The sequence below is a fragment of the Flavobacterium sp. GSP27 genome, assembly GCF_003970395.1.
Classification (GTDB): domain Bacteria; phylum Bacteroidota; class Bacteroidia; order Flavobacteriales; family Flavobacteriaceae; genus Flavobacterium.
The window spans coordinates 72,404-87,724 of sequence record NZ_RYDP01000010.1 but is presented as its reverse complement, the minus strand read 5'-3'; the positions used below and the strand labels follow the sequence as shown (position 1 = coordinate 87,724).

Genomic DNA, 15,321 nt, shown 5'->3' with positions numbered 1-15,321 from the left:
TTATTTATTCAAGGATTAAAAAATTCAAAAATTGAAAGATTGTTGTATTAATTTTTAATTATTTTTGGTGCAACCCACATTCTTTATGACTCGATTCCCATGACCATCTCCCTGCTCTGATATCTTCCCCTTCGGCTATGGCTCTCGTACATGGAGCACATCCTATACTTACAAACCCTTGTTTGTGTAATACATTTTGTGGCACATTATTTTTTTCTAAATAAGCTTCTACTTCTATCAAAGTCCATTTCAATAATGGATTGAATTTTATAATGTCGAACTTTTCATCGTATTCAAAAAGGTCTAAGTCATTTCTGTTTTCGGATTGTTCCGCACGTAAACCAGTAATCCAGATGTCATTCCCTTTTAATGCTTTAGTCAACGGTGCCACTTTTCGAATAAAACAACACTCTTTTCTATTCTCCACCGATTCATAGAAGCTGTTTGGACCTTTATGATTTAACAACTCTTCCACCGCAATTGCTTCCGGAAAATAGGTTTTAATGTCAATTTTATATTTTCTTAAAGTTTTATGAAAAACATCATACGTTTCCTGAAATAATCGTCCTGTATCCAATGTAAAAATGGTAATTGGCAAATCATTTTTCGCAATTAAAGCCGTAATCACCTGATCTTCCTGACCAAAAGAAGTAGAAAAAACTACGTTATCCTTATATTCGTTGGCTAAAAAACGAAGCGTTTCCTCAATGGAAAAATCTTTGGTTTTATGCAATAACGCTTGTACTATATCTGTGCTCATAATTCCGTTTATCTTTTACAACAATTTTGACAAGGTTCTTAAACTCAAAATAATAATTAAGATACCTACCAAAATCATCATTGGTTTTCTTTTGATTTTATTAACTAATAAAGCAGCAATTGGCGCAGCAATAACGCCTCCTAAAATTAAACCTATAATAACCTGCCATCCTTGGATTCCTCCAAAAATCATAAATGTAATACCACTAGCGAAAGAAACCGCAAATTCGGCTGCATTCACAGAACCAATTGTATATCTAGGATTTCTACCGCGTCCTAATAATGTAGAAGTTACAATTGGCCCCCAGCCTCCACCTCCAACGGAATCCATGAATCCCCCAAAAGAAGCCAGAATATTCAATCGTTTCGTTTTCTTTTTAATAATATTTTTTTGCATTGCCTTTCTGATAATTATAACCGCCAAAGCGATCATATACACGGCAATAAAAGGCTTTATTGCATCCCCATCAATTACATCCGATAACAAATAAGCTCCGGTAATCGAACCCAAAATTCCGGGTATCAACAAATGCCGGACTAGTTTTTTATTGATATTCCCAAAACGATGATGAGAAATTGCAGAAGCGCCGGTGGTAAACATTTCAGCAACGTGAACACCTGTACTGCTGATTGCTGGCGGGATTCCATATGCCAATAAAAAAGAGGTAGAGGTTGCTCCGTAGCCCATTCCTAAAGTTCCATCGACTAGTTGTGCAAAAACGCCAATACAAAAAAAGATTAAAAACTCCTGATCGAACCCTCCCACAAAACCATTCCAAGAAAATTCAGCATGATGGTTGTACACCAATGTAGAAATTAATCCAACTAATAAAACAACCGGAATAACAACCCACAAGCGTTCTTTAAATGTAATTTGGGATTTTATCATCCCTTTATTTTCTTCTACTACTTCTTTATTCATGCTTGCAAGGTAAAATAAATTTTATTTATTATCTATTACCCTATCGGCATTGTAGATTAAAGCGCAAAAATAGTACTTTTTGTTTAACTACAACACTAATTTTTAAGTTTATTTTTTAAAAGGCGATATCCGCTAGGGTATTGTTTTCCAATATCATCAGGGTATTGTCTCGCACTTCGGTCATTAATTTCCGAACGGCGCAAGTGGTTTCATCGGCACAGTCTTCACAAGGCTCATAAAAATTATGGCTGGCACATGGAAGTAATGCAATAGGTCCCTCTAGAATACGATACACATGGGCCATATTTATTTCCTTAGGATCTTTTATCAAATAATAGCCTCCGCCTTTTCCTTTTTTGGCTCCTAAAAAACCAGAATGACGCAGTAATAATAAAATACTTTCTAAAAACTTGATCGAGATAGTCTCGCTCTTGGCTATCTCCGCTATTTGCACCGGAAAATTGTTTTTTTGGCGTGCCAAAAAAGTAAGTGCTTTTATTCCGTATTTAGTTTTTTTTGAAAGCATTTTAAAAAAATATAATTGAAGATTAATTATTTTTGATTGTAGATTTCAAAGCTGTCTGAAATCAACATTCTTTTTATATTGAAACAACAAAAATATACTTTTTGATTTAAGAATAGTGAATGGAGATTGATGATTTTTAATTTGTAGTAAATCTACAATCAAAAAATCCTTACAACAATGCCTGCTCTAAATCAGCAATCACATCTTTTACGGTTTCCAATCCTACTGAAACACGAACTAAACCATCGGTAATACTCACTGCTAAACGTTCTTAAATAAACCACATTGACCACGGTTTAAACCCTGGACTATTGTATGGCTTCAATCGTCATGAACTTTACGAAAGCGCCTGCTCCAAATCAGCAATCACATCTTTTACGGTTTCCAATCCTACTGAAACACGAACTAAACCATCGGTAATACTCACTGCTAAACGTTCTTCAACAGATAATTTGCTATGTGTTGTCGATGCTGGATGCGTAACGATTGTTCTGGTATCTCCTAAATTTGGTGATAAAGAACATAATTTTATTTTATCCAAAAAGTTTCTTCCGGCTTCAAGCCCCCCTTTTATTTCAAAAGCAACAATATTTCCGCCCAACTTCATTTGCTTTTGAGCAATTTCGTATTGTGGATGCGATTTCAAAAACGGATATTTCACGCGATTCACATTCGGATGCTGCTCTAAAAACTCCGCTACTTTCATCGCATTTTCACAATGCCTGTCTAAACGAATCGCCAAAGTTTCTAAACTTTTTGATAATACCCAAGCATTAAAAGGCGATAAAGAAGGACCGGTAAGTCGAGAAAACAAATAGATTTTTTGAATCAATTCAGCATCACCAACTGTTATTCCTCCCAACACTCTACCTTGACCGTCCATTAACTTTGTAGCGGAATGCACCACTAAATGCGCACCCCATTTTATTGGTTGTTGCAGATAAGGTGTTGCAAAACAGTTATCAATTACCAAAATCAAATTATGTTTTTTAGCAATCGTTCCTAAAAGTTCTAAATCGATAATATCAACAGCAGGATTGGTAGGTGATTCCGCAAAAAGAATCTTTGTATTTGGTGTGATGAAACTTTCAATTGTTTCCGGCTTATTAATATCAAAATAGGAGGTTTCAATATTCCATTTTGGAAAATAATTGATAAATAAAGAATGTGTCGCTCCAAAAACACTACTCGAAGAAACAATATGATCTCCAGATTTCAATAAAGCTGCCAAGGTTGAATACACTGCTGCCATTCCTGAAGCAAAGGCAAAACCAGCTGCCGCACCTTCCATTATACACACTTTATCAACAAATTCGTTCGTGTTTGGGTTGCTGTAACGGCTATATATATTTCTGTCTTTCTCTTCGGCAAAAGAAGCACGCATATCTTCGGCATCCTCAAATACAAAACTAGAAGTTAAGTACAAAGGAACCGAGTGCTCTAAATATTGTGTTCTTTCTAATTGGGTACGGATGGCTGAGGTTTCAAAACCAAATTCTTGATCGTTCATTATTATTAGATTTCAAAGAGTTGTTTCACAAAGATTCGCAAAGGAATCACAGAGATTCACAAAGTTTTTCCGCATAATTTTTCTATAAAAAAAAGCTCTTTATTGTTTAAAATTAAAGTTTTAGAAGTTGACTATTTTAGCTTTACGCCAATTCAACTCCGTTCAAAACTACTTTATAGTGTATGGTTGCTGTTGGCTCTAATGTTTTAGAAACCGAACAGTATTTTTCGAAAGAAAGTTGTGCGGCTCTCGCTGCTTTTTCTTCATTAATAGGTCCTTCCAAAAAGAATACTACAGTAATATCCTTGAATGGTTTTGCTTCTCCTACTTGTACCCGTTCTCCTTCGACCTCAGCTTTGAAAGAAGTGATTTCCTGACGCTGTTTTTTCAAAATCGAAATCATATCAATCGCACTGCAACCCGCAACACCCATCAATACTAATTCCATTGGACTTGCGCCTTTATCGTCTCCGCCAAATTCTGGTCGGCTATCTACGTTTACTAAGTGACCACGCTCGTTTTTTAATTCAAAGTGGAAGTTGTCGTTTACTCTGTTTAGTGTAATTTTCATATTATTCCCCTCCCCAACCCTCCCCGAAGGGAAGGGAGCCAAGACTGGAGGCAGTCCCTTTTTTATTATTTATATTTATTTGGACGCAGATTTTACTTTTATATATGTTAAATCAAAAATCGTCACCCGAGAGCTTGCTCGAACTGGCGAAGCAATCTGCAATCTTTTTATTCCCCCTTCAGGGGTATGGGGGCTACCCTTTATCCGACAATCTCAAAATATCACCAAAAACACCTCTCGCCGTTACCGCAGATCCTGCACCTGCGCCTTGAATTACGATTGGTCTGTCGCCATACGATTCAGTGTAAATTTCGAAGAAAGAATCAGAACCTTTTAAGCCTCCCAAAGCAGTATCCGAAGGTACGGAAACTAATTTTACTTCTAGATTACCTTTGTCATTTTGCAAATCGCCTGACAATTCGCCTATGTATCGCAGGACGTGATTGGGCTTTTGGTCGGCTTTTATTTTAGCATAAATTGGATCAAACTCGGTCAATTTATTCAAGAAATCCGAAACATCGCCTTCACGCAAATGTTCTGGAATTAAATTTTGAATATCAATTTCTTCAAACTCATTTTGCAAGTCTAATTCTCTTGCCAAAATCAATAATTTTCTACCTACGTCGTTCCCGCACAAATCTTCTCTTGGATCCGGCTCTGTATACCCATTGTCAATGGCCTCCTTCAATATTTCGCTAAACGAAGCCTCTTTTGCAGAAAAATTATTGAACAAATAACTCAATGTTCCAGAAAAAACACCTTTAATCTTTGTGATATTTTCTCCTGAAAGGTGCAATAATTTAATCGTATCAATCAATGGCAATCCTGCTCCAACATTAGTTTCATAAAGATAACTCTTTTGATTATCCGCCAGCACTTTTCGTAATTTTTTATAAAAACTATAGCTTAACGTATTGGCCACTTTATTAGACGAAATCAAATCAAAACTGTTTTCAGCTAATTTTATATAATTTCCAACAAATTCAGCACTTGCCGTGTTATCAATCGCAATCAAATTCTCCAAGTGATGCTCATTTGCGTAGGCAATTACATCATCTATAGTATAAGAAAAGCCATTGTTCTGGATTTCATTTTTCCAATTTGGAGTAACGCCATTTTTATTCAAAAGTACATTACTTGAATTGGCAATTGCAAAAACATTCAGTTTGATATCTTTTCTTTTCTCGATAGTTGCTGCCGATTCCAATATTTGGTTAATCAACGTTCCACCAACTAATCCATGTCCGAAAATAGCGATATTGATTTTCTTAGCTACTCCAAAAATCTCTCCGTGAATCACGTTTAAAGCTTTGTTCAATTGCGATTTTTTGACCACCAAACTCACGTTTTTACCCGTAACGGTATTATTGAAAAGAATCGGGACAATTTTATTTTTTATCAACGCCGTGTATGGCTTGTGAAAAGTACTTAAATCCTGACCAATGATAGAAATCACCGAAACATCATCCGTCACCGTGATTTTATTTACATCTTTCGAATAGAAATCATTTTCGAATTCTTTCTCTAATTCAATCATTGCTTTTGTCGCTTTATCAGTGGCAACAACTAAACCAATTCCTCTTTCTGACGAACCTTGAGAAATGATACTTACGCTAATATCATTATCGCCCATCACTCTGAAAATACGGGCATCAACACCTGTTTTTCCCAGTAATCCTCTTCCTTCCAGGTTCACTAACGAAACATTTTCAAGCACCGAAAGTGTTTTGATCCCTTCCTTGTTTGAATTGGAAGTGATTAATGTTCCTTTATTTTCATGGTTGAACGTATTCAAGATACGAAGCGGAATGTTTTTTTCCAACAAAGGAATGATCGTTTTGGCATGAAGAATCGTAGCACCAAAATTGGCTATTTCATTGGCTTCATTAAACGACAAATGGTCAATTTTCTTTGCATCAACTACTAAATCCGGATTAGCGGTATAAATTCCGTCTACATGCGTATAATTCTGTAATTCGTCCGCATTCAAATAATTCGCAATCAACGAAGCGGTGTAATTGCTACCGTTTCTTCCTAAAGTGGTCGTGTCATTATTTGTGTTTGAACCAATGAAACCTGTAACAATATTTACGGTTGTTCCGTTATTTTGTTTGAAATAATTGATGACATTTTTCTTCGAAATTTGTTCCAAAGGTTGTGCATCACCAAATTTCGAATCGGTTTTTATCAATTCCCGAGTATCTGCAAAACGGGCATTTATCCCATTTTCGACCAAAATTGCCGTCAGTAATTTTGCCGAAAGTAGTTCCCCTTTTGATAAAATTTGGTCTTTTATTTTGTTGCTGTAATCACCAATTAAGCTGACGCCTTCGAATAATTTTTCAAGAACATGGAACTCTTCGGATAAATCTACGTCTTGATATTCGTCTTGTTGGTATTTTTTGAAATCATCAAAAAGAGGTTTATAAACTCCGTTTTTAGCGGCAATACTTAAAATTTCTTCTAATTCATCCGTAGCATTTCCTCGCGCCGAAACCACAATAGCAATTTCCTCTCCTTGATTTACTTTATCAATAATAATTGCAACCACCTTATTTATTCCGTCGCCATTCGATAACGATTTTCCTCCAAATTTCAATATTTTCATTGTGTTCTGTTTTTTGGCTTAGAATATATCCTGAAGCAAATTGTGTAATTGTTTGTACTCTATCAAAAAAGCGTCGTGTCCGTGGATGGAAACTATTTCCTGATAGGTAACCCTCTTTTTATATTTTTTTAAATCCTTGTACGTTGCTTTATTTTCATTTGCCGTAAAAAACAGGTCGGAATTGATTCCAATAATATGAATCTCGGCTTCAATTTTTGAAGTTATCTCTTCGAATGATGTGCGGTCTCTGGTGATATCGATTGTTTTCAACAGTTGATTCATCATTTTATATGACGAAATTTGAAAACGTTTCTGCAATTTTTCGCCGTGATGTAGCAACCAGCTTTCTACATTAAAAATCCCCAATTCTTCATTGGTGGTTCGCTGAAATTTTGCAGCAAATGATTCCGGAGTTCTATAGCATAACATAGCATGAGTGCGAGCGTCTTCAATAGGTTTTGAAGAGTTGTTGAGAATTTGTTCCTGCAAAAAGCAATTGGCAATTAGCCAATCCGTCGATTTCCAATCCGTTGCGATAGGAATTAAATGCTGTGTGATTTTTGGCTCTAAAGCGACCATTTCCCAAGCAATTCCGCCACCTACAGAACCCCCAATAATGGCGTATAGTTTTTTAATATCCAGAACCCGAATCCCTTCAATAAAAATCCTGGCAATGTCTCTGGCAGTAAAATCTAAATAATCTTCGATCTCAAAACCATCAAAACCATTTCCGGGAACATTAAATGCGAGTATTGTATATTTTGTAGTATCTATGGTTTTGTGTGCTCCAATTAAATCATTCCACCAACCGTTTTCGCCCACAACTTGTGAATTTCCGGTTAAAGCATGGTTGACCAAAACAATTGGTGCCGTATGCAATTCTGGCCCAAAAACTTGAAAACTTACGTTTAAGGTAGCATAAAAAGCGCCACTTTTAGTGGTGAAATTTTGAAATGTAATAGAGGTTGGTTTATTTTCCAATGGCAAATCTTTTATGATTTTTGATCTGTGTTTGGAAATATTATAAAGAAAGTCAGGCGTTATCTAGACTAATTCTTAGTGTTATCTTTCCACGATGAGCGTGGTAGAATGCAGCACCTTCTTCGATAAATCGAAGGGTTGCTAAGGCTTCATCGGGTCTAATCCCTCTGCCTTTCTTTATAACATTTCAATACGTTTTTGAACTTAAAGTAGCAAATTAACCACTATTTTTTGTAACAACCAAATTTTTATGTGGATTCGTTTATTTCTTTGGGCACCATAAATACAAAAAACAATTCACACGCAATTGTTATTCTGACGAAGTAATGAGAATACTCATCCCGTTTTCTTACTTCGTCAAAACAACACTTTTAAACATCCTTTGAAAATCTCAAAACCAAAAATAAATTCGGATTTATTAAATAAAAAGCGCTTCATTCTCTTGGGAATACATTAGGAAAAGCAATGAATTAGTCACTATTTTTTGTGCCAAAACATCGTTCTTTGAGATCTCAAATCTAGGATGAATCAATTCATTCTTAGAATCGTTTTCCTTTTCTTTTTTATTTCTAAAATTAATACTTTTTAATAACCGAAATGTCTTTGTAAAATACTTTGTTGTGCTCATAATTTTTAGGTGTTAGGTGTTAATATTCATTTTTGGTCTCCTTGTATGAATTGTTGTGAGATTTGAAAAAATCAGAAAAACAAAAAACCCTTTTAGATCCATATCCAAAAGGGTTTTAAGTTATACACTTACTTTTGGAATCAACAGCCGCGAATACACATAATGGCATTGACACAAATCATGTTATTGACTGTTGCGTTATTTGTTTTTTGGCTTTTTAGGTTATTCATCGAGGCTTTTTGTGACTAAAAAATCTATTCTGTTTATTACTATTCAAAAAAAAAGCTTCCCGTTATCCGGGAAGCTTTTGATATATAATTTGATTTAAATTATTCAATACGCAACCCTCAGGAATTTTCCTGTGCGACCTTAAACATATTACAAATATTAAATTTCATTTTTACTTTATTAGAATTTCAAAATTGCAAATTATTTTTTAAATATCCAAATAAGTTTAAGAAAACAATAGCGAAACTATTTTAAATATTATTTTTTCTTAATAATTTAGAACCCGAAAAATATTTATTCTCAAAAAAAACAAAAGATTAATTTGCAATTCAAAATGGTTTCATACATTTGCAACCAAATACAAGAGGAAAAATTTGAACTGATTGCAACCTCTTCATAATGAAACAAATTCATTATGAATACTGAACGTTTTTCAGTAGAAAAAATGCTAAAGCAGAAACTCTTCTTTAGTCCTTTTTAGCAATTATTTTTTCTCGCTTAATTTAAAATAATAATTATTATGGCCTATTTATTTACGTCAGAATCTGTAAGCGAAGGACATCCAGACAAAATTGCAGATCAAATTTCAGACGCATTAATTGATAATTTTTTGGCATTTGATGCTGACTCAAAAGTAGCTTGCGAAACTTTAGTAACTACAGGTCAAGTAATCTTGGCAGGTGAAGTAAAATCAAATACCTATTTAGATGTGCAACAAATCGCTCGCGATGTAATCAAGAAAATTGGTTACACCAAAAGCGCCTACATGTTTGAAGCGGATTCTTGTGGTATTCTTTCTGCTATACACGAACAATCTGCTGACATCAATCAAGGTGTTGATAGAGCAAATCCTGAAGAACAAGGTGCTGGTGATCAAGGAATGATGTTTGGTTACGCAACAAATGAAACAGAAAATTACATGCCTTTGGCACTAGATTTATCTCATAAATTATTAAAAGAATTGGCCGTTTTAAGACGTGAAAATAACGAAATCACCTATTTGCGTCCGGATGCTAAATCTCAAGTGACGTTAGAATACAGTGATGACAACAAGCCAACTCGAATTGAAGCTATTGTAATCTCAACACAGCATGATGATTTTGACGAAGAAGCTACGATGCTTGCAAAAATCAAAAAGGACATCATCGAAATTTTGATTCCAAGAATTATTGCAAAAAATCCAGCGAGTGCTCATTTATTTAATGATCAAATTAAATACCACATCAATCCAACAGGAAAATTTGTCATTGGAGGACCTCACGGAGATACTGGACTAACAGGTAGAAAAATTATTGTAGACACTTACGGTGGAAAAGGTGCTCACGGTGGTGGTGCATTCTCTGGTAAAGACCCTAGTAAAGTAGACAGAAGTGCGGCTTATGCGACTCGTCACATTGCTAAAAATCTAGTTGCAGCAGGTGTTGCTGACGAAATTTTAGTACAGGTTTCCTACGCAATTGGTGTTGCTAAACCAATGGGGATTTTTATAGAAACTTATGGGACTTCAAAAGTAACCTTAACCGATGGAGAAATTGCTAAAAAAGTAGAAGCTATTTTTGACATGCGCCCGTACTTTATAGAGCAACGTTTGAAATTAAGAAATCCAATCTATAGCGAAACGGCTGCTTACGGACACATGGGGCGTACTCCAGAAACAGTAACTAAAACATTTAAAGCTCCAGGTGGCTTAGAAAAAACGGTTACTGTAGATTTATTCACTTGGGAAAAATTAGATTTTGTTGACCAAGTTAAAACTGCTTTTGGATTGTAATTCAGTACAGATTTAAAATGAAAAAGGGGATTTTGTTCAGTCAAAATCCCCTTTTTAATTTGGCTATATATTGTACTTTAAAATAAAGGTCACAAATCGTGGTAAAATAATCGTTTCATTCGCATTAAAGCCATTTACGCTAAAGGAGTTGTTTAATCTTGATCTCGTATTTAAAAGGTTATTTGCCTGTATTCTATACTCAAATTTCGAGTCCTTTTTTAATACGTTCCGCCACCGCCAGTCATACACGACATCATTCGCATTACGCCACCGCCTTGACCGGGAGCATCCAGTTTTTCTTCTCTTTGTATATTGATGCCGATTTATCAAAATTAAGAATGAATGTTTTTTCGAACATTTTTTTCATACTTTCCTCAATCATTTTTTGCATATCAGGAGTCATATCCTTATTGCCTTCCATTCGTGTTTTGAAATCGGAGGTACTGGTTTTTGATTCATACACTGCCATTCCTTGAAATTCCTGAGCGCGAAGCCCCAAAAACGATGCAATTGTTACTATTATTGCGTAAATTACTTTATACATAACTATTGGGTTTTAATGAATAAGAGTGAAAAACACTATTTTTGTTACAAGTATTCTGTTAAAATATTAATAAAACAATCAAAATTATATACCGTTTAATTGTAATTTCGCTGTATGAAAAAAGTAATATTATTGCTGTTTATCGCTTCATTTTCATTTGTTTTTAGTCAGAACCAAAAACTAACAGCTATTAAAATCGATTCTATTCGATTTGATGGAGATGCGTTTTTAGGTTATGATTCATTTGGTTTTTATTACACCATCCATAACAATGTTTTTTCTAAAATTGGAACACGGAATACTTTAGAATACAAAAATATTTCTTTGGGTAGAATCACAAAAATAGATTTGCATAACCCTTTGAAAATTGTTTTATTTTACGAAAATTTCAATACCGTTGTCATCTTGGATAATCAACTGAATGAAATTCAAAAAATAAATTTTTCAGAAAATACAATTCCAATTGTAGCTACTGCGATTGGAATTGCATCAATGAATCAGTTGTGGGTTTACAACAGTATGAATCAGCAACTGGGATTATATGATTATTTGAACAAGGATTACAAAACTATTTCAGTTCCTTTTACAGAAAGCATTAAGAATTACGCTTCAGATTTCAACATCTTCTATTGGATGGACGGTAAAAACAACTGGTACACTTGCGATATTTTTGGCAAAATAGCAAACAAAGGAAAAGTTTCTGATTTTGACTCGATTGAAATTATAAATGAAAATCAGATCATCTATTCTAAAAATGGGATTTTAATTTTGCAGGATTTGGAAAAAAACCAAAAAACTGAAATTGAAATTTCAGAAAAATCCTTTAAAAAATTCTATTACAAAGACCAAATTTTATCTATTTTTACAGCTGAAGGAATTACAAATTATAAAATCATACTACCGTAATGCACATAGCAATAGCAGGAAACATAGGCTCTGGAAAGACAACTTTGACACGCTTATTAGCGAAACATTTCAAGTGGGAACCACATTATGAAGACGTAGTAGACAATCCGTATTTAGATGATTTTTACCATCAAATGGAACGTTGGTCGTTTAATTTACAAATTTATTTCTTGAATAGTCGCTTCCGTCAGGTGATGCAAATTCGTGAAAGTGGCAAAAAAATCATTCAGGACCGAACTATTTATGAAGATGCCCATATTTTTGCTCCTAATTTATATGCAATGGGTTTGATGACCAATCGTGACTTCCAGAATTATTCGTCTCTTTTTGAATTAATGGAATCTACGGTTAAAGCCCCTGATTTATTGATCTATTTAAGGAGTTCTATTCCTAATTTAGTTGGTCAAATACACAAACGCGGCCGTGAATATGAAAACTCAATATCCATTGAGTATTTGAGTCGTTTGAACGAACGCTACGAAGGCTGGATTCAAACCTATGACAAAGGAAAATTATTAATTATTGATGTGGATAACATGAATTTTGTTGATAATCCCGAAGATTTAGGAACTATTTTTAATAGAATTGATGCGGAGTTGAACGGGTTGTTTTAGAATCCTCTCCCCAACCCTCTCCGAAGGAGAGGGAGTAGAAACTGGTGATAAAATACATAAAAACAAAAAATGCCTCGCAATTGTGAGGCATTTATATTTACAACGATTTCCACAAATCTACATCTGTTTTATCAAACTTATTGCTTTCTCTAAATTATAGGCGCCATCAATTGCGTTTTTATCAAAAACCATCATATAATTATAATTAGAACCCGAAAGCCTTGCCCAAGATTTTCCTAACCTCAACTTTGCTGCGGTATCCGGATTATTTAAATGAGAACCTTTGGTTTCAACAACGATTACTTTATTAGTTTTAGTTACCAAAATAAAATCAGGATAATGATTCGATTTATAACCATTCAAAGAAAATCCTTTACCTCTTCCTAAATTACGATGCCAAAAAGCAATATTTGATGAACTGGAAATCTCCAAAATAAATTGCTCTTCTAATCCGTTCATATCCCCTTCGTGAACATACAATGAATTACCAATGTCATTCCCAATTCTTGGCGGAATTATGGCTGTTTCAAATTTCCAGATTGCTTTTGCTTTTATTTTATCAATTTCGAGCCAATCTTTAAACTTTTCTTCCGCATAAATATCGGCTAATTGATTGATTTTTTCCTTAATCGAATCAGAATACGTTAACTTATATTGATTGAAATCAATTAGCTCTTGGGCAGTCATATTCTCTAAAATTCTATTGACGTATTTCTTAATTTCATTATCGGCAATAGGTGGTAATTTATCAATTTGCTTGACTACAAAATGTGTTAAATCTTTAATTTGTCCTTCTTTAGGTTTAGCTAAAATGTATTCCGTCATTTTTTCTTGCACTACATTTTCTATTTTGAACGAAACCATTTTATAACCGCCGTCATTCGTTTTTTCAGTATCAATTTTATATAAATCCGAAGAAATACTTTTAAAAGGAATTTGAATATCTTTATCCGAAAGCTTAAAATCTTTCAAAAGATTGACCCTGTCTAATAATTGTGTGTCACCTTGTTCCATAAAGAGAAATTCATTTTGAGGAACTTCAACTACAAATTTTGGCAATACAATTGCTGAAGCCTGTTCAGCCACACTTTCCCGCATTTTATATTGTTTCACTTTCATACCAACCTCTGAATATATTTGTTGAACGGTGTTAGAATTATCTTGATTTGCAATTTGAATCTCCATTTTTAGACTATCTTCAATTGCCATTTTTTCCATTTCAAATACAGCAATATTGGGAGAGTTACTAATTTCACTGGGATTGAAATGAATTTTTTGAATATCAATAACACCTTCTTCTACAACTTCTATCTGTTCAGGAAAAAAGAATTTATCTAATGTTTCTTGCTTCACTTCTTCTTTTACAAATTCTGCCATTATATCTTTATCACGATAATCTTTTTCGCTAAAACCTGATTGCTGCAAACCTTTTATAATATTTTGCAACGTATTCTGAAACTTAACCGAGGCCGTAATTACATACGACAAATTCAACATAGTGCTGTTGTGTTTCATAACATACGGTTGACGTAAAACACGACCCAAAATCTGAGTAACATCAACTTCCGATGACTTGTCCGCCAAGGAAGCCAAGATATAAGCAAACGGACAATCCCAGCCCTCTTTCAAGGCATTGATTGTAATAATATAACGAACTGGACAATCCTTGCTCATTAAATCCTCGTTTTTCAACTCATCTTTATTGGCCGTTTTGATTTTGATTTGCTCTTCAGGAATTCCTACTGCAATCAACTGAGCTTTCAATTTGTCAAAAGTCGTATTATCCTCTTTCCCTTTGGGTTGTGCCTGAAACAAAACTATTGGACGAATGTATTTCCCTCCATTTTCTTCCAAAATTTTAGCTTCTGTTTCTAATTTGTTTTGCAAATGCAAAGCACTTTCTATAACACCTTCTATATTTTGATGATTGTAAACGATGACAGGCAATTTAACCATATGCTCTTTTTTGAGTTCAATAGCCGAAACTAAACTTACAATATTAGCATTTTGCTTAGGTGTTGCGGTCAAATCCAAAATGAAACTTGGATTGAGATTATTCAACATTTCAACACTCAAATCACTTTCGGCATTGTGACTTTCATCGACAACCAAAATTGGATTTAAACTTCTAATAACATTGATTAACGCCTCTTTTTCGGTGCCTTCTAAAACAATCTCATCATCAATCAAATCGGAAAAACTGGATAAATTAGAATTTTGCTCATTAAATTTTCTGTCTTCCTTATTTTTGGCCCGTATGGAAGCAAAATTTACAACCATTATACTCAATTGCTCTTGTACCGATGATGGATTGAAATTAGCCCCTTGCAATAAATCTCGTTTTTCATAGACTTGAACTCGGTTATTGAACAATGAGTTCAGTTTCTGACAATACGGATGATCGGGGTTAGAAAGATTTCGTACCGTTTGATCTAATAAATTGCTCCAAGGTACCAACCAAACAACTGCTCTTGCCTTAGTTTCTGGCATTGCATCAAAAACAGTTTTCAATGCATTGCAGGCAATAAAGGTTTTTCCTCCAGCGGTTGGCACTTTTATGCTCAAATGAACGGCATTTGGAACGGTATTTTGATACGGACGCATTCCTTCACCAGTTAATGGATTGTAGAAGCCCACTTTTTCCTGCCAAAAAGAATTGAAAGCTTTATCCGCTTTTTTATGGTTTTGCAAATACTCGAAATACTGTTGCAAATCGTCGATTACTTGCTTTTGATAGGTTTTTAGTTCCATAG

At 34.4% G+C, this 15,321-nt stretch carries 13 protein-coding genes, 1 pseudogene and 1 riboswitch; of the genes and pseudogenes, 3 read left to right on the top strand and 11 right to left on the bottom strand.

Annotated features, from left to right (window positions below; all coding sequences use genetic code 11):
* Nucleotides 1–58: 58 nt before the first annotated feature.
* From EKM05_RS10185 to EKM05_RS10145, 9 genes and pseudogenes are all read right to left on the bottom strand, one after another.
* On the bottom strand, nucleotides 59–760 hold the full coding sequence (locus EKM05_RS10185; protein ID WP_126516148.1) for a phosphoadenylyl-sulfate reductase: 702 nt from the start codon (nucleotides 758–760) through the stop codon (nucleotides 59–61).
* Between the two features lie 15 nt (nucleotides 761–775).
* The gene (locus EKM05_RS10180) at nucleotides 776–1,681 is read right to left on the bottom strand and encodes a sulfite exporter TauE/SafE family protein (protein WP_231507414.1); all 906 of its coding nucleotides are present in this window, start codon (nucleotides 1,679–1,681) and stop codon (nucleotides 776–778) included.
* Between the two features lie 115 nt (nucleotides 1,682–1,796).
* A complete protein-coding gene (locus EKM05_RS10175; protein ID WP_126516147.1) occupies nucleotides 1,797–2,207 on the bottom strand; it encodes an Rrf2 family transcriptional regulator in 411 nt (136 codons plus the stop codon).
* A 169-nt stretch (nucleotides 2,208–2,376) separates the two neighbouring features.
* A pseudogene (locus EKM05_RS10170) lies at nucleotides 2,377–2,478 on the bottom strand (PLP-dependent transferase); the annotation flags it as partial.
* Nucleotides 2,479–2,544: 66 nt separating this feature from the next.
* Nucleotides 2,545–3,717 (bottom strand): PLP-dependent aspartate aminotransferase family protein, encoded by a 1,173-nt coding sequence (locus EKM05_RS10165; RefSeq protein ID WP_126457436.1) that lies wholly within the window; start codon nucleotides 3,715–3,717, stop codon nucleotides 2,545–2,547.
* 142 nt (nucleotides 3,718–3,859) lie between these two features.
* Nucleotides 3,860–4,288: an OsmC family protein gene (locus EKM05_RS10160; protein ID WP_126457437.1), complete on the bottom strand. Its 429-nt coding sequence runs from the start codon at nucleotides 4,286–4,288 to the stop codon at nucleotides 3,860–3,862.
* 193 nt (nucleotides 4,289–4,481) lie between these two features.
* On the bottom strand, nucleotides 4,482–6,896 hold the full coding sequence (gene thrA, locus EKM05_RS10155; protein ID WP_126554984.1) for a bifunctional aspartate kinase/homoserine dehydrogenase I: 2,415 nt from the start codon (nucleotides 6,894–6,896) through the stop codon (nucleotides 4,482–4,484).
* A gap of 18 nt (nucleotides 6,897–6,914) precedes the next feature.
* A complete protein-coding gene (locus EKM05_RS10150; protein ID WP_233589333.1) occupies nucleotides 6,915–7,877 on the bottom strand; it encodes an alpha/beta fold hydrolase in 963 nt (320 codons plus the stop codon).
* Nucleotides 7,878–7,955: 78 nt separating this feature from the next.
* A riboswitch (SAM riboswitch) is annotated at nucleotides 7,956–8,063 on the bottom strand.
* A 232-nt stretch (nucleotides 8,064–8,295) separates the two neighbouring features.
* On the bottom strand, nucleotides 8,296–8,505 hold the full coding sequence (locus tag EKM05_RS10145) for a hypothetical protein (protein WP_126554980.1): 210 nt from the start codon (nucleotides 8,503–8,505) through the stop codon (nucleotides 8,296–8,298).
* A gap of 748 nt (nucleotides 8,506–9,253) precedes the next feature.
* Here EKM05_RS10145 and metK point away from each other — a divergent pair.
* Nucleotides 9,254–10,504, top strand: a complete 1,251-nt coding sequence (metK, locus tag EKM05_RS10140) for a methionine adenosyltransferase (RefSeq protein WP_126554978.1) — start codon at nucleotides 9,254–9,256, stop codon at nucleotides 10,502–10,504.
* 262 nt (nucleotides 10,505–10,766) lie between these two features.
* Here the strand turns inward: metK and EKM05_RS10135 are convergent, their stop codons facing one another.
* A complete protein-coding gene (locus EKM05_RS10135) occupies nucleotides 10,767–11,048 on the bottom strand; it encodes a hypothetical protein (RefSeq protein ID WP_233590901.1) in 282 nt (93 codons plus the stop codon).
* Between the two features lie 114 nt (nucleotides 11,049–11,162).
* Here EKM05_RS10135 and EKM05_RS10130 point away from each other — a divergent pair, with 114 nt between their 5' ends.
* Together EKM05_RS10130 and EKM05_RS10125 are read left to right on the top strand one after the other, a co-directional pair.
* Nucleotides 11,163–11,954: a hypothetical protein gene (locus tag EKM05_RS10130; protein ID WP_126554976.1), complete on the top strand. Its 792-nt coding sequence runs from the start codon at nucleotides 11,163–11,165 to the stop codon at nucleotides 11,952–11,954.
* Nucleotides 11,954–12,568 carry a deoxynucleoside kinase gene (locus EKM05_RS10125; protein WP_126452993.1) on the top strand — a complete coding sequence of 205 codons (615 nt, stop codon included), beginning with the start codon at nucleotides 11,954–11,956 and terminating at the stop codon, nucleotides 12,566–12,568. Before EKM05_RS10130 ends, EKM05_RS10125 begins: the two co-directional genes overlap by 1 nt.
* Before the next feature lie 117 nt (nucleotides 12,569–12,685).
* On the opposite strand, the gene EKM05_RS10120 is transcribed toward EKM05_RS10125, so the two are convergent.
* Complete coding sequence (locus tag EKM05_RS10120; RefSeq protein ID WP_126554974.1) at nucleotides 12,686–15,319, bottom strand: DEAD/DEAH box helicase; 2,634 nt, start codon at nucleotides 15,317–15,319, stop codon at nucleotides 12,686–12,688.
* Between the last annotated feature and the right edge of the window lie 2 nt (nucleotides 15,320–15,321).

Excerpts from the sequence above, each read along its gene's own strand:
- EKM05_RS10185 (WP_126516148.1), bottom strand. The coding sequence starts at position 760 with ATGAGCACAGATATAGTACAAGCGTTATTGCATAAAACCAAAGATTTT.
- EKM05_RS10180 (WP_231507414.1), bottom strand. The coding sequence starts at position 1,681 with ATGAATAAAGAAGTAGTAGAAGAAAATAAAGGGATGATAAAATCCCAA.
- EKM05_RS10175 (WP_126516147.1), bottom strand. The coding sequence starts at position 2,207 with ATGCTTTCAAAAAAAACTAAATACGGAATAAAAGCACTTACTTTTTTG.
- EKM05_RS10165 (WP_126457436.1), bottom strand. The coding sequence starts at position 3,717 with ATGAACGATCAAGAATTTGGTTTTGAAACCTCAGCCATCCGTACCCAA.
- EKM05_RS10160 (WP_126457437.1), bottom strand. The coding sequence starts at position 4,288 with ATGAAAATTACACTAAACAGAGTAAACGACAACTTCCACTTTGAATTA.
- thrA (WP_126554984.1), bottom strand. The coding sequence starts at position 6,896 with ATGAAAATATTGAAATTTGGAGGAAAATCGTTATCGAATGGCGACGGA.
- EKM05_RS10145 (WP_126554980.1), bottom strand. The coding sequence starts at position 8,505 with ATGAGCACAACAAAGTATTTTACAAAGACATTTCGGTTATTAAAAAGT.
- metK (WP_126554978.1), top strand. The coding sequence starts at position 9,254 with ATGGCCTATTTATTTACGTCAGAATCTGTAAGCGAAGGACATCCAGAC.
- EKM05_RS10135 (WP_233590901.1), bottom strand. The coding sequence starts at position 11,048 with ATGTATAAAGTAATTTACGCAATAATAGTAACAATTGCATCGTTTTTG.
- EKM05_RS10130 (WP_126554976.1), top strand. The coding sequence starts at position 11,163 with ATGAAAAAAGTAATATTATTGCTGTTTATCGCTTCATTTTCATTTGTT.
- EKM05_RS10125 (WP_126452993.1), top strand. The coding sequence starts at position 11,954 with ATGCACATAGCAATAGCAGGAAACATAGGCTCTGGAAAGACAACTTTG.
- EKM05_RS10120 (WP_126554974.1), bottom strand. The coding sequence starts at position 15,319 with ATGGAACTAAAAACCTATCAAAAGCAAGTAATCGACGATTTGCAACAG.